At 60.0% G+C, this 18,092-nt stretch carries 14 protein-coding genes and 1 pseudogene; 8 read left to right on the top strand and 7 right to left on the bottom strand.

Features of this window, described 5'->3' with window-relative positions; genetic code table 11:
- Positions 1–31: 31 nt before the first annotated feature.
- A complete protein-coding gene (locus tag WS45_RS36450; RefSeq protein ID WP_306453758.1) occupies positions 32–724 on the bottom strand; it encodes a DUF4148 domain-containing protein in 693 nt (230 codons plus the stop codon).
- Positions 725–997: 273 nt separating this feature from the next.
- Here WS45_RS36450 and WS45_RS27880 point away from each other — a divergent pair, with 273 nt between their 5' ends.
- The 6 genes from WS45_RS27880 to WS45_RS27860 all read left to right on the top strand — a co-directional run bounded on the left by WS45_RS27880 (position 998) and on the right by WS45_RS27860 (position 7,760).
- Positions 998–2,140, top strand: coding sequence for a YopJ family acetyltransferase (locus tag WS45_RS27880; RefSeq protein ID WP_082722041.1), 1,143 nt, complete (start codon positions 998–1,000; stop codon positions 2,138–2,140).
- Between the two features lie 728 nt (positions 2,141–2,868).
- Positions 2,869–3,603, top strand: coding sequence for a site-specific integrase (locus WS45_RS35910; protein WP_208456503.1), 735 nt, complete (start codon positions 2,869–2,871; stop codon positions 3,601–3,603).
- Positions 3,555–4,124: a tyrosine-type recombinase/integrase gene (locus WS45_RS36585; RefSeq protein ID WP_218921270.1), complete on the top strand. Its 570-nt coding sequence runs from the start codon at positions 3,555–3,557 to the stop codon at positions 4,122–4,124. The genes WS45_RS35910 and WS45_RS36585 overlap by 49 nt, the downstream gene beginning before the upstream one ends.
- A 304-nt stretch (positions 4,125–4,428) precedes the next feature.
- On the top strand, positions 4,429–5,064 hold the full coding sequence (locus WS45_RS27870; protein WP_218921269.1) for a tyrosine-type recombinase/integrase: 636 nt from the start codon (positions 4,429–4,431) through the stop codon (positions 5,062–5,064).
- Positions 5,061–6,074, top strand: coding sequence for a site-specific integrase (locus WS45_RS27865; protein ID WP_059530986.1), 1,014 nt, complete (start codon positions 5,061–5,063; stop codon positions 6,072–6,074). Before WS45_RS27870 ends, WS45_RS27865 begins: the two co-directional genes overlap by 4 nt.
- Positions 6,075–6,284: 210 nt before the next feature.
- Entirely contained in the window at positions 6,285–7,760 is a 1,476-nt protein-coding gene (locus WS45_RS27860) for an ISNCY family transposase (protein ID WP_059702655.1), read from the top strand.
- A 30-nt stretch (positions 7,761–7,790) separates the two neighbouring features.
- Here WS45_RS27860 and WS45_RS27855 read toward each other — a convergent pair whose 3' ends face one another.
- Positions 7,791–8,828: an IS481 family transposase gene (locus tag WS45_RS27855; RefSeq protein ID WP_059702657.1), complete on the bottom strand. Its 1,038-nt coding sequence runs from the start codon at positions 8,826–8,828 to the stop codon at positions 7,791–7,793.
- Between the two features lie 257 nt (positions 8,829–9,085).
- Between WS45_RS27855 and WS45_RS34195 the strand changes: the two are divergent.
- Positions 9,086–9,311: pseudogene (locus tag WS45_RS34195) on the top strand (transposase domain-containing protein); the annotation flags it as partial.
- 119 nt (positions 9,312–9,430) lie between these two features.
- Here the strand turns inward: WS45_RS34195 and WS45_RS27850 are convergent.
- The 5 genes from WS45_RS27850 to WS45_RS27830 all read right to left on the bottom strand — a co-directional run bounded on the left by WS45_RS27850 (position 9,431) and on the right by WS45_RS27830 (position 17,043).
- The gene (locus WS45_RS27850; RefSeq protein WP_059530982.1) at positions 9,431–9,946 is read right to left on the bottom strand and encodes a hypothetical protein; all 516 of its coding nucleotides are present in this window, start codon (positions 9,944–9,946) and stop codon (positions 9,431–9,433) included.
- 30 nt (positions 9,947–9,976) lie between these two features.
- On the bottom strand, positions 9,977–10,327 hold the full coding sequence (locus tag WS45_RS27845) for an MBL fold metallo-hydrolase (RefSeq protein WP_059530980.1): 351 nt from the start codon (positions 10,325–10,327) through the stop codon (positions 9,977–9,979).
- 846 nt (positions 10,328–11,173) lie between these two features.
- Positions 11,174–12,625 carry an efflux transporter outer membrane subunit gene (locus tag WS45_RS27840; protein WP_059531032.1) on the bottom strand — a complete coding sequence of 484 codons (1,452 nt, stop codon included), beginning with the start codon at positions 12,623–12,625 and terminating at the stop codon, positions 11,174–11,176.
- A complete protein-coding gene (locus WS45_RS27835; RefSeq protein ID WP_059530977.1) occupies positions 12,618–13,814 on the bottom strand; it encodes an efflux RND transporter periplasmic adaptor subunit in 1,197 nt (398 codons plus the stop codon). The genes WS45_RS27840 and WS45_RS27835 overlap by 8 nt, the downstream gene beginning before the upstream one ends.
- The gene (locus WS45_RS27830) at positions 13,804–17,043 is read right to left on the bottom strand and encodes an efflux RND transporter permease subunit (protein ID WP_059530974.1); all 3,240 of its coding nucleotides are present in this window, start codon (positions 17,041–17,043) and stop codon (positions 13,804–13,806) included. Before WS45_RS27830 ends, WS45_RS27835 begins: the two co-directional genes overlap by 11 nt.
- A gap of 627 nt (positions 17,044–17,670) precedes the next feature.
- On the opposite strand from WS45_RS27830, the gene WS45_RS35325 reads away from it, so the two are divergent.
- Positions 17,671–17,874 carry a hypothetical protein gene (locus tag WS45_RS35325; RefSeq protein WP_156437298.1) on the top strand — a complete coding sequence of 68 codons (204 nt, stop codon included), beginning with the start codon at positions 17,671–17,673 and terminating at the stop codon, positions 17,872–17,874.
- Positions 17,875–18,092 lie beyond the last annotated feature (218 nt).

Below are 18,092 nucleotides of genomic sequence, written 5' to 3'. Positions count from 1 at the left end.
AGCGGTCGGTGACGATGGCGCACAGAGTCCATCAGTGTGCGTAGATTGTGGAATTCAAGTATGCGAGCTGGCCGTCGTTTTCTGCCTGTACCAGTTCCCGGTAAACCTGTGCGCGCGTTTTCTGGGCAACAGGCTCGCCATATGGCGGAACCCACTGGCCCACCGTATCCGCATACGAGTTATCCCGCGCGGTTTGCGCCGGCGCGGACAGCGTGGGTTTCGGTGTTGATTGGGCAAAGACAGGCTCGGTCAGCATTGCGCATACAGCAGTCACTGCGATAAGCAGATATTTCATTTCCGTTAACCTCAGTTGAAATTCACGTAAATTGGCCGGCGGCGCCGAGCTTTCTCGGGCACTTCGGCTGAGTCCTAGGATAATGTTTGCGATGTAAATCATCCGTGATGCCAATATGAAGAATAATTTATTCAATTCATTCTTATGAGTGGTGCATGATTGACTGTGTCGACTCAACTTCGATGAATTTGCCAAGTTTGTTTTGAACATTTGATCCGGGAGGGGCGGCGTGACCGACGGGCCGGATGATGGCATCACGAAATCAGTAAATTCTGTGTGGGATTTATGAAAATGCTGATTGCGACGCAAAGTGATTTGCATCAGAGTTGTGAAAGTTAACCGATGTTGCGGCATGATTTCATATTTCTGTTGAATCAGATTCTGTAAATTGAGGGCGGTGCGTTCAATGGTGGCACCAACTTGCTCCATGTGTCGCCGTGCCCCGTTGCTCGTTGGTGGTTTGGGAAAATTGGAAATTTCTTGGAGCAAGAGCTTTTATCAGGAGATCGGTGCTCGATATTGCGATCAAATAGATAGAGGCTGCGAAGGATGCGGAGGCGGTACTTTCCCATCTTGGTGCGGTCGACTTGCCGATTGAAATTGGTAAGCTGAGTCATTGAGTGGCTGCGCTTGGGGATGGTTTGATCTATGTTTTGCGTGGCCGATCATTGACATTGGTGAGGCATTGTGAGGTTGTTGGGTATGGGGTTGTTTAATCGAATTTCGTCAAAGCATTCTTTGAGTCAAGCGGTCTCAATTAAGCTGAATCAAAAATGCATTTCTCAGAAAACACTTGATAAGCTTGGAGAGAAAATCCGATCGATCGGTAACGCGAGGTGTCAGGGTTGGCCGATCAAGGTGGCGTCCACGCGTACATCTACAAAGTTCAACGCCGCGGCGAGTTTGAAAAATCAAATCGTCGAAATTGGAAGGGCGTCGGAGGTGGCGGGGTCGTCGCATCAAACTCCCGGTATGGGAATAATCAAGAAATTTCTTTCGCGCAGCCTCGTCGATTTGGCGATCGATCACGCGAATGAGGATCTGAAATTCAACCGTCAACCGGGTGGCGTGACCAACATTGCGGACGATGCATTGATGTCGGCGATGGTCGATGCGGAGCGAAAGCGTCGGCCTGGTATGGAATTGCATGTCATGCGCAATACTGATGAATTGGCATCGTTTGTCATGGAAAAGAAAGGACCGTGGCAAGGCCAGGCGGTGGTTAAGATGGCGCGGGGATCAGAAAGCAATGAGTCACATTTTGCAGCTATTGACCTGCGGGTCGAAGAGGATGGCTCGCGCTTTCTCGTCGTCTATGAGTCAGCCTTTCTGCAGGGCGAAGAGAGCACAGGTTCGAACCATGGTCTCAAGAGCTTGCTTGATGCCATGCGGGTCGCCGGCCGCAATAAAAATGATGCGCCACCCCGCATCGGCTTTGTAGAGTTGGCCATACAGAAATCTCCGGGCGATTGCGCGATTTTTGCATTAAGCACTGCGCTAGCAAGTGCCAAGCAACCGGAGGTCTCCGCTGGCTTGGTTGAGCGCATGAAAATGGATGGCAAAAATCTTGTGTACTTCTATGATAAGTCCGGTGCACGCCATATTCTACAGAAGGACAAGAAATTGGGCGTCGTATTACCCGCTAATCTCCATAAGCATGCGCATTCACTCTCCACACTCGGTACATTGGAAACGACGCCTGTGAACCGGCAGCGAGAAAGCGTCGCGAGTCGCGGCGAGCGTTATCGGGTAGAGCGAGATGGTCGATCATACTCGAACTCAGTCGAGCGCAAGCGTTTAGTGTATTACAATCGAGCGAAGGAAATTTTGAATGAGCCGAAATGAATGGATGTGAAATACGAGGCTATCTCAATTTGCGGGGAAATTCGTACCGCCAATTTGACCGAGGCTGACCGAAAGCTATATGAAGACGATGAGGTGCAACGGCGGAGCCTTTGTGTCGGAGCCTCGCCGTGGTTGAGGGCGGGATCAAGCAGGGCCAGATGACGTCGATGTGAGAGTCAAAGGTGCACCACTAGAGACCCGCGGTCGTGGTTGCGTGACGGGCGTGCCGCTGGACCTCGCGGCGCCGGCGTGGGGCATCATGGTTCGGCTATCCAGGGTGTGCACATCGTCTGATAGCCGACGTCCCCTAGTGGTTGGCGAAATGTCGGTCAAGATGATGCTGGGCGGCATCTGTGCGTTCGTGCCCACTGTAGCGCGTCAGGCGTTCCAGCGAAAAAGCGGCGCTCCGTCAGAGTCGGAATATGTAACCGCCCGCCGATTTATATCGGCCCGTTGTTCGGAATCGATTGAAGCAGAGTGTCGGAAAATCTTTATCGGATTCAACCATTTTTTTGAGGCGGTGCGAGACCGGTGGTCTGCTGGCACTGAAACGCGTGTTGGCTCTCGGAAGGCGTTATGTCCGGTCCACGATTATGCCGAGGCCTGAGCGAGGGAGTGTTGTCTCGCGGCATCGCCAACGCACCAACAACCCGATCATGGTCGGCCAGAACTGAGCATAATAATCGGTGGTTTCATGGTATTCCGCAAACCTGACGCGGGAGATCACCATGTCCACCGACGCATGCTTGGCGCACCTTGCTCGCCGAGATTGGCTGTTGAACGGCCCACTGAGCAACTTCATCACTTCATACATTGAGGCCCTGCAGAACCGACGCTATGCAAGGGGTACTATCGGGGCCTATCTTCGCTGCCTCGCACATTTCAGCTACTGGATGATGTCTGAGCGGTTGGCTGTCACGAGCATTGACCACGCGCTTATCGAACGCTTCATTCGACTTCACTTCCCCACCTGCAGCTGTCCGGCACCGTGCCGGTCTGTCGTATCGGAGACGCGGGCGGCGCTCCATCATCTGCTTGCGCTGTTGCCCAATGCGGGCGCGACGACCACTAAAACGATGAGCCCGATGGCCGTCGAGCTCCAGCGTTTCCACGATCATTTGCAGAACACCTGTGGCTTGACATCGTCGACGTGCACCTACCGTGTGCGACACCTGGAGGCATTCTTTACCAGTCGCTTCGAGGGCAACGTTCCCAGTATTGAACGGCTGACTACTGGAGATATCGACTCATTCCTGCACGACCTTGCAGCCCACTGGAAACCCAGTTCGCGCGGTGTCATTTGCACGAGCCTGCGCAGCTATTTACGCTTTCGTGCGATGCAGGTGACGATACCCGGATACTCGCAGCGACACTACCAGCTATTGCAAACTGGCCGCGTCGGAGTCCTCCGAAGGTGCTCTCGGACGTTCAGCTCGGACACTTCCTGCAAGCGTTCGACGTAAGCTATCCAGTTGGTCTACGAGACTACGCCATCGCCCGCTGCATACTCGACCTCGGCCTGCGGGGAGATGAAGCCGCTCACTTGACGCTGGACTGCGTAGATTGGCGAAACGGGATTGTGACGCTTCATCGCACCAAGAGCCAGCGCACGCAACATCTGCCCCTGCCGGTACAGACCGGCGAAGCCCTCACTCGTTATCTTCGGGAAGGTCGTCCCCGAACCGATAGTCGCGCCATATTCGTGCGCCACCGTGCGCCCTTTGGTGTCCCCCTCAGCGTAGCGGCCATCCGCAATGCAATGAATCGTGCGTTTGCAGCACGCTGCGGCCTGGCGGATCAGTTCTGCAGTACGCATGTGCTTCGGCGTTCGACAGCGACGCGGCTGCAGAAGGCCGGCGTGTCGCTCAAAGAGATCTCGGACCTGCTGCGACATCGGAGCTTGAACACAGCCAGGGTGTATGCGCGTGTCGATTTGGAAGGCTTGCGCAGCGTCGCACTGCCGTGGCCGGGGAGCACATCATGAGCGCCACTGTAACCTGGACGGCTCGCGTGGCCGCATATCTTGCCTATCGCCGCAGCTTTGGCTTCGAGCTAATAATCGATGGCCGACAGCTTGAATCGTTTGCCCGCTTCGCCGATCAATGCGGCGCGGAGACGTTCACTCTGGAACTCGCAGCTGAATGGGCGCGGGCGTCGAAGCGTCCAAACCGGATCAGTTGGGCACGGCGCATAGAGGTGCTGCGCAGCTTTGCCAGATTCTGCTTGCGCACGGACGCGGAAACGATCATACCCCCGCGGAATCTCTTCGGCCCCGGACACCGAGGCTTGTGCCACATATCTATACCGACGTAGAACTGCGAACCCTCCTGGTAGAGACTGACCGCCTTGGGCCGCCCGGAAGCTTACGTCCGGCCACTTACCGCACGCTGTTCGGGTTACTGGCGGCAACCGGACTGCGTATCTCCGAAGCGCTGGCACTGACCCGAGCCGATGTGGATCTCGAGGTTGGAGTACTTGATATCCGCGACGCCAAGTGTCATCAGCGTCGTTTCGTTCCCTTGCATGCGACCGTCCCGCCACATTTGCAGGCATACGCGGAATTACGTGACCGCCTCGTCTTGCGTCCCGGCTCCGATCACTTCTTCGTGCGCGACGACGGTCGACCTGTTGATCGGCGGAGGGTGCTGTATGTGCTGCATTCGCTTTGCAGACAGCTTGGCTGGCAGCCTCGTGGAGATTACATGCATCACCGGCTACACGATCTGCGCCATACCTTTATCGTACGCAGCGCGTTGCGCTTCCATCAACAGGAAGAGGACATCGCGCGGTGTCTATCGGCCTTATCGATTTATGTGGGCCACGCGAAGGTAGTCGATACGTACTGGTACTTCACAGGCATCCCGGAACTGATGGCCGTCGCTGGCGAGCGTTTCCACCGCTATACCGAAGGAGCATCGACATGAACCCGCTGCTCGCCGAACCAACTGAGTTCGCGGCATTGCTTCAGCGCTTCTTTGCCGAACGCATGCTTCAACAGCAGGCCGCCAGTCCGAGAACGGTAGCTGCTTACCGGGATGCCTTCCGGCTGGTGCTGGCCTATGCCGAGCGCAAACTCGGAAAGCCACCGGCCAAACTGACGCTGGGCGACTTCGATGCGGAGCTGATTCTCGGCTTCCTCGCGCATGTCGAAGTTGCACGGCACAACACCGTACGGACCCGAAATGCGAGGCTCGCGGCAATACGGGCCTTCGCGCGATACGTCGCCACCCACCAATGCCCTCCGGCGCTGTTACTCGCCCAGCAGATTCTCGCGATTCCGATGAAACGCTTCGACAAGCCATTGCTCGGGTTCCTGTCCAGAAACGAAGCTCAGGCGCTCGTCGATGCACCCGACTCAACGACATGGTACGGCCGCCGGGATCGGGTGCTTCTCAAGATGCTCTACAACACCGGCGCTCGTGTTTCTGAGCTGATCGGCATACACGTTGACGACCTGGAACTCGACATCACACCATCGGTACGCCTGCACGGCAAGGGGCGGAAGCAGCGAACCGTACCACTGTGGAAGGAAACTGCCGTCGAGATTCGCCGCTGGATCGAATTCGCCGGCTTGCAAGAGACTCAACCTCTGCTGCCTAACCGCTGGGGAAAGCCGATGACCCGATCGAACGTAGCCGAACGAATCGCACGGGCTGTGAGCACTGCAACGGCCCAATGTGCTTCGCTGCGCGGACGGACGATCTCACCACATACGCTGCGCCATACGACAGCGATGCACTTGTTGCAGTCCGGGGTTGACCTCACGGTCATTGCGCTTTGGCTCGGGCACGAGAGTCCGGTGACGACCCACGGCTACATTGAAGCTGATCTGGCCATGAAGGAGCGTGCCCTGGCCGCAATCACGCCGCTCAATATCCGAGGCACTCGTTACCAGCCGACGGACGCGCTGCTGAAGTTTCTGCAAGCGCTTTGATTATGTGTAGTTGAAAGGGGCGAGTCGCCCTGACAGCGGGGGCTCGCCACGATCACTCAACATAATCGTGGACCGGACATAATTTCGATTATGCCGAGATCGGCATGTAATGGCTAAGTTGTAATGTCCGCTTCTAGCCAAGTTCAAATGTCCGCTTTTCGACCCATCGTAAGCTGATCGGCCGCTGGGAATCCAGCGCCGGAGGCTTTGATGGCTGGAACGGAACGGATCACGATGACGATGCGCGAGCTGGACAGATTCAAGGTCATTCAGGACGTCGCGGACGGCAAGCTTCAGCCGTGGCGCGCGGCCGAGCGACTCGGGCTGACAACGCGGCAGATTCGGCGACTGGTCGGCCGATTGCGTGAGCACGGGCCGCAAGGTCTCGTGTCTCAACGACGCGCGAAGCCCAGCAACAATCGATTGGACAGCACGACGGCTGACCGGGTGCAGTCGATCATCCGTGATCGCTACGCCGATTTTGGCCCGACGCTGGCCTGCGAGAAGCTCTGGGAATGTCACGGCATTCGGCTGGCCAAGGAGACGGTCCGGAAGCTGATGTCCGACGCTGGCCTGTGGGTGCCGCGCCGGCAGCGGCCACCGAAGGTTTATCAACCGCGGGCGCGACGCGCGTGCCTGGGGGAACTGATCCAGATCGATGGCAGTGACCATCGATGGTTCGAGGATCGGGCGCCGGCCTGCACGCTGCTGGTGTACGTCGACGACGCGACGAGCCGGTTGATGATGCTGCACTTCACGCAGACCGAATCGACCTTCAGCTACTTCGAGGCGACGCGCGCGTACATCGACTGCCACGGCAAGCCGGGGGCGTTCTATAGCGACAAGTACAGCGTGTTCCGCAACGTAACGCCAGGTAAGACTGGTAATCGGGTGACGCACTTCGGCCGCGCGATGTACGAGCTGAACATCGACACGTTTTGCGCGAACAGCAGTCCGGCCAAGGGGCGAGTCGAGCGAGCACATCTGACGTTGCAGGATCGCTTGGTCAAGGAGATGCGATTGCGCGGGATCAACACGGTGGCTGACGCCAATGCGTATGCGCCCTCCTTCATGGCCGCTTACAACGCACGTTTTGCGAAGCCGCCGAAGAGCGATTTCAATGCGCACCGACCGTTGCGCGCCGATGAGAATCTTGACTTGGTGCTGACGTGGCGCGAGCCGCGAAAAGTGACGAGGTCGCTCACGGTGCAGTACGACCGGGTAATGTACTTGCTGGAGGACACGCCGGAGAATCGAAAGTTGATCGACCGGCAGATCGAGGTGTGGGAGTACCCGGATGGGCGGATCGAACTCCGAACAGAGGGTCGCGTGTTGCCGTGCAGGCAGTACGACCGGCTGGCCGAAATCGATCAAGGCGCCATCGTCGAACACAAGCGTCTGAGTCACGTGCTGCAGATCGCGCAAGCGCTTCAGGCGCAGCGCGATAACAGCCGAATCGGTAAGGCACCGTCTCGAACGCATCGAGGCGACTCGACCAAGACGAATCGCAACACCACTCAGCCGAACAAAAAGAAGCAGCGTGAGTTCACGCAAGCCGATGTCGAGAAAGTGATCGTGGATCTCGCCGAACGCAGACAGGTCCAACAGCCTGCGCGCAAACCTGGCCGCCGGTCTGCAAGGGGCAGTGACGCAAGCGTAAGCTGTATTAGCCGGGACTTGATCTGACAGGTAGTCGGACCGACAAAGAACGAGTCATCAATGGGGGATGAGTTTCTCCTTGGCGAGTTCGAGCGAATCGAGGAAAGTACGCATCGGCGTCTTGCCATAACACCAGCGCCCCTGATGTTCTCGTTCATTGTTGTACTGGTCGAGCCACGCATCAAGGTCTGCCTGCAAGGTGGCGATCGAGTCGTAGATCTTCTTGCGAAAGACGATGCGATAGAACTCGTTGAGCATAGTCTTGTGCAGCCGTTCGACGATCCCGTTGGTTTGCGGCGATTTGGCCTTTGTGCGGGTATGGTCGATGTCCTCCAAGGCCAGATACAGCTCGTATTCATGATGCTCGGGGTTGCCGCAGTATTCGGTGCCGCGGTCTGTCAGCACGCGCAGCAATGGAATGCCGAAGCCATCGAAGAACGGGACAACGCGATCGTTGAGCAGGTCAGCCGCCGGCAAGGGCGTCTTGCGATCGTAGAGCTTGGCGAACGCAACCTTCGAGTAGGTATCGACGAAAGTCTGCTGGTAGACACGGCCGACGCCCTTGAGGCTGCCGACATAGAACGTATCCTGCGCGCCGCAGTAGCCCGGACATTCGGACTCGAATTCGCCGTGCACTTCCTTCTCGTGCTTGGCGCGTTCGAGCGCGACGAGCTGCGCCTCGGTCAGCACCCACCCCTCCTGGGCGGATTTGGCTTCCAAGGCCTTCAGGCGCTTCGGCATGGTCTCCAGATCGTGGCGCAACCAGATGCTACGGACGCCTTGGGGCGAGACGGACAAGGCATGCCGTTTGAGGACTTCGTTGGCGATACGCACCTGGCCGTAGGCTGGCAATTCGAGGGCCAGTTCGACAACGGCGGCCTCGACCTGCGGGTCCACGCGGTTCTTGAGCAGCGGCCGGCGATGGGAAATCTCCTGCAGCGCAGCTTCGCCGCCTCGATCGTACAGTTCCTTAAATCGGTAGAAGCTGTCGCGCGAGTAACCCATCACGCGACAGGCCTGGCTGACGTTGCCGAGTTGCCGGGCCAACTCGAGTATGCCGACCTTGGCACGAATTACCTTCTGCTCCTGAGTCATGGCGGACTCCTTGCTGTTCGCGGCGCGCATTGCCGCTACGGGCTACGCCCTTCGCGCCAATGCGCGCCAGCATGAAAAACCAACCACTGTCAGATTTAGTCTAGTCCACCGCACGTAAGCACCCTGCCCGTTCAGGATCCGCTCTTCGACACTGCGTGATCTGTAACCCAAGAGAAACAAACATCAAGCCCGTAAGCCCGGACATTTCAACTTAGCCGAGAGGCGGACATTTGAGAATGGCTTTGACACGGCATAACAGACGGAACTATCTGTTCGCCGGCGCCGACTCGCGGTGGCGAACGTGCCGCCGTGATGTACAGCCTGATCGGCACGGCACGCCTGAACGGCCTCGATCCCGAAGCGTATCTCGCCTACGTGCTCGAGCGCATCGCCGACCATCCGGCCAACCGCGTCGACGAACTACTCCAGTGGAACGTCGCACCGTCGCTGTCGCCTACTGCTCGCGTCGAGCCCATCCGATAGCGCCGCGAACCTCAGCCGTCAACAACCTGAACTACGGTACTGCTCAGGCGCTTACCGCTATTGGCGCAATTTACTGGCCGATACTGAACTGAGCCGCGGCGCACTGGATGAGATGAACCTCAAGTTTCGAAGTGAGCCTGCTGGCCGGCGGAAATGGCCTGGTCCGATACCTGCAACGCCAGTTCGGCAGCTACGGCATCAGCCCCCGCCTTGATGAAGACGTCGAGGTCAGACGTGGGCAGGACGCGCTTCATGATGGCCTCCAGCTCGGCCTTCCCTGCATCGTCCAGGCTGCGATTGCCGTTGGCGAGCCGGGCCACCGCCGCGCGATAGCACCCGATATAGGCACGCTGCGCGGCAATCATGTCGAGTGGCTTGTCCGCCTGCCCGTGCCCCGTGTAGAACAGCGCGATGTCGCCGGACAGACGTTCGAGCGCGTCGAGGCTGCGCAGCCAGTCCGCCGAATGGCCGTCGTTCATGAAGGAATGGACGTTGTTGAAAACCATGTCGCCGACGAAGGCGACACGCGGGTGGCGTCCCACGGTCCAGATGAGATCCCAGTTCGATTCGCCCGGGCCGAACTCCCTGACCTCGAACGGCACGCCATCGAAATGCAGCACGTCGCCGTCGTGCACGAGGCGATTCGGGAACGTGCGTCGTGTCGGTCAATCGTCGCCGAACACCGGCTGCCACTTGACGGCCTTGGCATCGTCGGTACGGCGCATCGCCTCGTCGACGCCCTGCGTGGCGATGATCGGTACATAGTCGAGACGACGGATCAGCTCGCCGACACCGTTGTAGTGATCGGGATGCCCGTGCGTGATCAGCACCGCGAGCAAGGGTTTGCGCAGCGCATCTAGCCGGTCACGCACCTGGCGCGCATCCGATACGGTCATCATGGCGTCGATGGCCACGACACCGTTCGGCAGTTCGACCAGGAACGCGTTGGTGAGAAAGGTGCGCGCACCGGAGGTGCAGGTCACCACATTGAATTCAGGCTCCTTGAAACCGGTCATTTGAAGGCTCTCTCATTAAGCGAAATCCCGCGAGATGTTCGGGATAGGAGGATGACATGATTACCGGTCGAACAAGGCTTCATCCGGCAGCCGATACGCGGACAGATCGATCAAGCGGCCCGACGCGCCCGTGCGCTCGCCGCACAGGTCGACCGCCACGGCATTGCCTGCCCGCAGAGCATACTTTATAAACCCCGCCCGGAGAAACCCGTTGCCACGTAGAGGGTGCGATCGGCGTCAACGGGCATGAATCTGCGCAGAGACGGAACTCGGCACATCGCTGAGTCCCCACCTATCGTTGGTGGGGACCTATTGTGCTTATCGATACTTCAATGACTAGAGGGTACTGACCGGACGCTTACTCTATTCAGAGCTGAGACGCGAAATCGCGAGCAGGTGGGTGGGCCCTCCGTGGAGGTCATCCACTGTCTTCCGAACGCAGCGACCTGGAGGCGCAAGAAGGGAGGGCCCATAAGCTGACGAAAAAAGGACCGCCCGATGGGCGGGCGGTCATCCAGGCTGGGAGGCGCGGGTAATAAAAGGAACGTGCTCACCCGCGAAGTTATATTCGCAGTCGCACGGGATCCTGTGAATCGGAGTTCCGACAAAGCTTGCTCGGACTTTGCTGATTTTTGTGTGTAGCGGACTGCTGCGTCGGACGCGCCGGCGAGTTGGCGAAGTTTCGTCGAGACCCAAAGCCATGTGTTGCCTGCCACTGGTGGGCAACACGCTCCTTTAGTTTCACACTCTCCATGCCGGGACGGCAAGAGCAGGCAATGCCTCTCCCATGTCCCTTTGCTGGAATCGGACCTGTTCGATAACCGGCTCCCCGGCGTCCAGTGCCGCTCACGTGGCGTTCGTGCCCGAGGTCGCGTCAGCGTGCGCACACGCCGGCCGACGCCACCCGCCCCCAAGTGCCTCGATCAACCGCACGGAGGCGCGCAGGCGTTGTGTTGCAAGCTGTTGGGCGGCGATATCGGTGTTGAGTTCAGTGGTCTGTGACGCGACGACATCAAGATAGCTGACGACGCCATCACGATAGCGCGACATCGCCAGCTTGAGCGTCTGGCGCGCCGCAGTCAGCGCCTGGCCCTCGTCGGCTGCCTCGTCGCCGAAATGATGCAGGCGTGCAAGATTGTCTTCGACCTGCTGAAACGCTCGCAGCACGACGGCTTTGTATTGCGCGCCCTGCTCCGCGAGCTTGGCGCGCGCGGCTTGCGTGACGGCGTGGCGGCGGCCGCCATCGAATAGGGTCATGGCCAGGCTCGGTCCGAGCGACCAGATCGCGTTGGGGGCGGCAACCCACGGCGCGAGCGTGTCGCTTAGGAACCCGCCGTCGAGTCCGATCGTCAGGTCCGGGAAGTATGCGGCCCGGGCCACTCCGATTTGTGCGTTCGCGGACGCGACGCGCCGTTCGGCCGCGGCGATGTCCGGCCGGCGTTCCAGCAGCGAAACGGGCAGTCCGGCCGGAATGGACGGTAGGTGCGCGGGCGCGAGCGTTGGCGCCAGCGTAAAGGAGGACGCGGGCACCCCCATCAGTGACGCGATCGCGTGCTCCGCCCGCGCCCGCTGCGCGTCGAGATCGGCGGCCTGGGCGCGTGCGGTGTCAAGCTGGGTTTCGGCGCGTGTCACGTCCAGGCCCGATGCGATGCCACCTGCATGACGGCTCCGGGTCAAGGCCACGGCGCGCTGATAGGTGCTGATCGTCTGGTCGAGCAGCTGGCGTTCGGTATCTAGCCCCCGCAGCGTGAAGTAGGTGTTGGCGAGACTGGCCTGCAGGCTCAGGCGAACCGACGCCAGATCGTCGGTATTCGCCTGAACGAGGTCACGCCCCGCCTGGACGGCATTGCGGACCTTGCCCCAGAGATCGAGACCGTAGTCGAGGTCGGCGTCGATTGTATAGCTTTGATAGGTGGAGGCACTCGGTGCGGCGCGCAATGGTGAATGTGCCGATGCACGATTGCGAGAGGCATCGACGTCTAGCCCGAAGGCCGGGTAGCGTCCAGCCCGCACGGCATTGAGGTCTGCCGCTGCCTCGTCGTGACGGGCCAGTGCGAGTGCAATGTCCGGATTGGCGTGATCCAGCCTGGTTTCGAGACGATCGAGCGTCGGGTCGCGATAGACGGTCCACCACCCGTCGCGGCTCAATCGGTCGGCCGGCGTGGCCGGCTGCCATGCGCCGGCTTCCTTGAAGGTCGGCGGTACGTCGACTGCAGGAGGCCGATAGACCGGTGCAAACGAGCAGCCGCTCATGAATACGATTCCGATTAGCACGGCACTCAGGCGACGTTCAGCCATGGGACGCCTCTCCATCGCGCGTCGCCGGTGTGTCGGCAGGCGAGTCGACCCGTACGGGGTCACCGGCAGCCAGCGAGTCGGGCGGATTGTCGATCACCCGATCGTCGGTGCTGAGTCCGGATGCAATCGCGACTTCGGTGCCTAGATCGGTGGCGATGCGGACCGGCTTGAGCCGAGCGTGTCCGTGCGGGCCGACCACCGCTACCTGCAGCCCGTCGTGCCGGAAAATCAGTGCGCTCGCCGGTATCCGCAGCGCGTCAGGTGCGGCGGGAAACGAAAAATGGACCTCGGTGAATTCGCCTGGCATCAGCCGTCCCGTCGGATTGTCGACCGTCAACTGGACGAGCAGGGTGCCGGACGATGCGGCAATCGATTGGTCGGTGCCCAGCAATTGCGCGGAAAACCGCATGCCGGGATATTCGGGCACCGTCAGGGTTGCGTTCATGCCGGGCTGGATGGCGGCCGCGTCGCTTTGGGGCACGCTGACGTACACGCGCAGGCGCCGAATGTCGGAAACGGCGAACAATTCCGGGCCCGCGCCGTCGCCGGCGCTGATGAGCGCGCCGACATCCGTTTTGCGGGCGGTCACCACGCCATCGAACGGAGCAACGATGCGCTTGAAGGATTCGAGGGCTGTGAGGCGTCCGACATTCGCCGTGCGCGCCGCGACGATTGCCCGCTTCGCGGCCAGGTCGCTGGTTTTTTCGTCGGCCTCCTGTTGTGAGACCGAATCGTCCTGCAGCATGTGGGTCCAACGGGCCGCGGTGGTCGCCGCCAGTTGTTCGTTGGCGCGGGCATCTTGCAGGTCCGCGCGTGCCTGACTGAGCTGCGCATCCAGATCGGGGGTATCGATCAGCCCCAGCAGCTGGCCGGCTTTGACGTGCGTGCCGATGTCCGCATACCAGTTGTGCAGATAGCCGGACACGCGGGCGTGAATCGGCGCGTTGACGAACGCGGCCAGGTGACCGGGCAGCACCAGCGCCTGATCGGCCGGGCCGGTCGCGGGCCGTCGTGCCACGACGGTTGGGATGGCCTGCGCGGCTGACCATTGGGCGGTGTGCTGCCTGGCATGGACCCGGTCGGCGATCCCGAGGGTTGCGATCCCGACTGCGATGAGGGTGGCGGCCAGGCCGAGGGTTTTCAGATGGCGTAGGCGCTTGGGCGACTGGACGGTGATCTCATTGGACATGGTTGGCTCCAAACTCGGAAGAAGACGGTTGCTGCGAGGACGTGGTGGTGTCGCGACGATGCACGAGACTGAAGACAACCGGTACGAGGACCAGTGTGGCAACCGTCGCGCACAGCAGACCGCCGATCACGGCGCGCCCGAGCGGCGCATTTTGTTCGCCGCCGTCGCCGAGCCCGAGCGCCATCGGCGCCATGCCGATGATCATCGCCAGGGCCGTCATCAGCACGGGCCGAAAGCGCGAGAACCCAGCTTCCAGTGCGGCGACGAGCGCGTTGCCGGACGCCGCGAGACGCTCGCGCGCGAAGCTGACAACCAGAATGCTGTTGGCGGTGGCCACGCCCATGCACAGGATGGCGCCGGTGAGTGCCGGCACGGATAGTGGGGTGTGCGTCGCAAACAACATCCAGACGATCCCGGCCAGCGCGGCGGGCAGGCCGCTCACGATCACGAACGCATCCCGCCACGAATGAAAATTCACGACGATGAGCAGATAGATCAGCGCAATCGCGCCGGCCAGGCCGAGCAGCAGCCCGGTGAATGCCTGATTCATCGTCTGCACCTGACCGCGCAGGGTGACCACCGAGCCTTTGGGGACGTCTTTGGCGGTGGCGTGCATGAGCGTGCGAATTCGACCTGCCACGGCGCCCAGATCCTGTCCTTGGGGCGTCGCATAGATGTCGACGACCGGTTCGATGTTGTAATGCGTGACGATCGCGTCGCCAACGCTGCGCTGGATCGTCGCCAGGCCGCCGAGGATCTGGGATTGGCCCAGGTGTCCGGTGACGGGCAGGTTGCGCAGGTTCGCCAGCGAGGTGATCCAGTATTGCGGGATCTGGGCGACGATCGGATAGGAGACACCGTTCTGGGGATTGAGCCAATACGTGGGGGCGACCTGACTGGTGCCCGACAGGCTCGCGACGATCGAATTCGTGACGTCCTGCTCGGTAATGCCGAGCTCGTCCGCGCGGGTGCGGTTGACGGCGATCGTCATCTCCGGATAGGTGGCGGCCTGCTGGATGCGTGTATCGGCGATCCCGGCGACAAGCCGCATCCGGCGGTACAGCTCTTCGGCGTAGCGGCGGTTGCCGGCTCGGTCGGGACCGGCAATCTGCACATCGATCGGCGCAGGTGCGCCGAAATTCAGAATCTGGCTGACGATGTCGGCCGGCAGGAACGAAACCGTCGATCCCGGCAGGGCACGCGGCAGTATCTGGCGAAGCTCGCGCACGTAGCGCGCGGTGGGCGCGTGATGTGCCGCCAGCGAAATGAGAATGTCGCCATCCTGGGCACCGGTCGTGCCGCTATTGTTATATGTCAGGTTGATCCCGCTGTTGGGCAGCCCGATGTTGTCGATGACCTCCTTCAGTTGGCCGGGTGGAATGACGCGGCGCACGATGGCCTCGACACGGTCGAACTCGGCGGCCGTTTCCTCGATCCGGGTGCCGATTGGCGCACGCACGTGCAGCGCGATCTCTCCGGCGTCGATGTCCGGAAAGAAATTCCGGCCCAGCCAAGGCGCCAGCGCAAACGATGAGGCCACCACGATGCCGAACACAACCAGGAATCGTTTGCGATGAGTCAGCGCGAGACCGAGGGCGATCCGGTATACGGCGCGCGTGCTTTCGAAGCGACGCTCGAAGGCGCGCTGAAACCGCACCAGCGGATTGTGCGACGGGAATCCGCTGGGGCTCGCGTGGCGAGGCGTCATCAGGGCGGCCAGTTGACCCGACGCATGGCCTTGCGAAGCGTGAGGCCGCAACAGGTATTGCGCGAGCATCGGCACGAAGGTGCGCGACAGCGCGAACGACGCGATCATCGCGAATATGACTGCCTTGGCCATCGGTACAAACAGAAAGCGGGCGACGCCGTCGAGCAGCAGCATCGGCACGAACACGATGCAAATGCATAACAGCGACACAACGGCAGGCGTGACGATCTGCAGCGCACCGTCCAGGATCGCCGTGCGAACGTCCTTGCCTTGCTCGAGATGCCAGTTGACGTTCTCGATGGTGACCGTGGCGTCGTCAACTAGAATCCCGATCGCGAGCGCCAGGCCGCCGAGCGTCATGACGTTGAGCGTTTCGCCGGACGCGGCCAGTCCAGCCACCGCTGCGAGCACTGCGAGCGGAATCGACGCAGCGATGACGACCGTCGAGCGCCAGCTGCCGAGAAACAACAGGATCATCAGCGACGTCAACGCGGCGGCGATTGCGCCCTCCCGCACGACGCCGCTGACGGCGCCTTTGACGAAGGTCGACTGATCACCCATCGTGACGAGTTTCAGGCTGGCGGGCAGGGTTTGCTCGATGCGCGGCAACCTGGACTTGACGCCGGCAATGATGTCGAGTGTCGACGCGGAACCGTTCTTGAGGATGCTCATCAGCACCGCGCGATGGCCATCCACGCGCACGATGTTCGTTTGCGGCGGATAGCCGTCGCGCACGTGCGCCACGTCGCCGATCGTGATTGTCGTGCCGTCGACCGACCTGATTGGTAGCGCGTTTAGCTGCGCGATCGCATGCGGGCTGTTGTTCAGCTTGATGTTGTACTCGAAGCGGCCGAGCTTGACCGTGCCGGCGGGGATGATCTGATTCTGTTGCGCGAGGGCGGTCCCCACGTCCTCGGCAGACAGATGTTTCGCGAGCAGTGCTTGCGGGTCCAGATCGATCTGGACTTCACGCGTCTTGCCGCCGTAGGGCGTCGGAATGGCGATGCCGGGAACGCTCAGCAACTGCGGGCGGATGATGTTGCTCGCATAGTCGGCGAGCTGCTGCTCGTCGAGCGTGTTGCTGGTCAGCGCAATCTGCAGCACGGGCACCGTCGACGCATTGTAGTTGAGGATTTGCGGGGGGGTGGTGCCGGGGGGCATCTGCTTGAGGATCGTTTGCGAGATCGACGTGACTTGCGCGGTGGCGGTGCGGATATCAACGGTCGGCTGGAAGAAGATCTTGACGATCCCATAGCCACGAAACGATTGCGACTCGATGTGCTGCACATCGTTGACGGTGGTGCCGAGGGTACGCTCATAGAGCGTCACGATGCGTCCGGCCATGTCGTCCGGTGGCAAGCCGGCGTAGCTCCAGACCACGCTGATGACTGGAATGCGGATGTCCGGGAAGATGTCGGTGGGGGTGCGCAACGCGGCCAGGAGCCCTGCGACGAGAATCAGCATCGCGAGCACGATAAACGTATAGGGTCGTGCCAGGGCAAGCCGGACGATTTTGAGCATATGGGGCTGCTCCGTGGAAAGGACTTCAGGAAAATGGCATGCCGGGCGGCACGGTCATACGTTGTTATTCTGAAGCGACTGACTTAACAGTCGGTTGCGTCGCGGATGAAATTCGCTTTAGGGGTGGGGCGGCGTGATAGGAGCGACGGTCTCGGAATGGTCGGTCATCGTAGCGTTATGGCTCGACAGATCATGATGCCTGCGAATGCGGTGTCGTGTCGAAGGAGGCGCGCATCTTGGTCTGGGATGCTGAAAATATAACTATCCTTAAACATGTTTCGGATTATTCTGAGTTCAACTCATGCGGTGGCCGATTTTTTGTAGCTTCGACTTATTGGAAAATGGGTCTCGTTGTTGCTGATCTTCTGTCGTCAGATTCGCTGGATAGCGGATCCCATTATGAAAAATTGATCCAGTACCATCAGTGAGCTTGGGCGATGTCCCTTCGGCGACCTTTCGCGGCGTGGGGTCGATGTCCACTCCTGCGCTATTTGAAGTGTCGATGACGTGTCCGGCGGGTTTCAGTGATGCGTATTATTAATTTAATCAGGTTGGTGGTTCGGAGGTAGTCGGTGACCAAAAAATGGAGCAATTTAGTTGAATTAAAGTGGCGCATCGGGAGCCGGTGTGAAAATTACAAACTGTTCGCCTGATGCGTCGATGCCGCTTTGGAAAAGCGATCAGGTAATCCAGTGCGATCCGTGGAAAGATAATCGACAGATTCAGGTTGATTTCAAGGCTCGCGATATCCAGGCCGACACTCAAGTCAAAGGAGGCGGAGCGGCGGATGCACAAGCAGTCCTTACGATGCATATGACTAGGGCGCAGTGACACATTCCGCCATTTTTCTTCTTATTAAAGTATGTGAAAGTTGAGCGTGGGCTCCGCAATGCCATCGTGAACACCATGTTTGACCGGGGATAAGCGACTTCCCGGCAAGGGCGTTAGGGGCAAGCGAGTTTTGAGCCGACTAAGCGACGCGAAGATAAGGCTGCCTTGTCATTGTGACCGGAATAGGTGGGTCATGCCCAGTTGCCACGCCAGAATTA

The sequence above is a fragment of the Burkholderia sp. RF2-non_BP3 genome (assembly GCF_001522185.1).
Lineage (GTDB): Bacteria > Pseudomonadota > Gammaproteobacteria > Burkholderiales > Burkholderiaceae > Burkholderia > Burkholderia diffusa.
This window is presented reverse-complemented; position numbering and strand designations above follow the sequence as displayed.

Excerpts from the sequence above, each read along its gene's own strand:
- WS45_RS36450 (WP_306453758.1), bottom strand. The coding sequence starts at position 724 with ATGGAGCAAGTTGGTGCCACCATTGAACGCACCGCCCTCAATTTACAG.
- WS45_RS27880 (WP_082722041.1), top strand. The coding sequence starts at position 998 with ATGGGGTTGTTTAATCGAATTTCGTCAAAGCATTCTTTGAGTCAAGCG.
- WS45_RS35910 (WP_208456503.1), top strand. The coding sequence starts at position 2,869 with ATGTCCACCGACGCATGCTTGGCGCACCTTGCTCGCCGAGATTGGCTG.
- WS45_RS27865 (WP_059530986.1), top strand. The coding sequence starts at position 5,061 with ATGAACCCGCTGCTCGCCGAACCAACTGAGTTCGCGGCATTGCTTCAG.
- WS45_RS27860 (WP_059702655.1), top strand. The coding sequence starts at position 6,285 with ATGGCTGGAACGGAACGGATCACGATGACGATGCGCGAGCTGGACAGA.
- WS45_RS27855 (WP_059702657.1), bottom strand. The coding sequence starts at position 8,828 with ATGACTCAGGAGCAGAAGGTAATTCGTGCCAAGGTCGGCATACTCGAG.
- WS45_RS27845 (WP_059530980.1), bottom strand. The coding sequence starts at position 10,327 with ATGACCGGTTTCAAGGAGCCTGAATTCAATGTGGTGACCTGCACCTCC.
- WS45_RS27840 (WP_059531032.1), bottom strand. The coding sequence starts at position 12,625 with ATGGCTGAACGTCGCCTGAGTGCCGTGCTAATCGGAATCGTATTCATG.
- WS45_RS27835 (WP_059530977.1), bottom strand. The coding sequence starts at position 13,814 with ATGTCCAATGAGATCACCGTCCAGTCGCCCAAGCGCCTACGCCATCTG.
- WS45_RS27830 (WP_059530974.1), bottom strand. The coding sequence starts at position 17,043 with ATGCTCAAAATCGTCCGGCTTGCCCTGGCACGACCCTATACGTTTATC.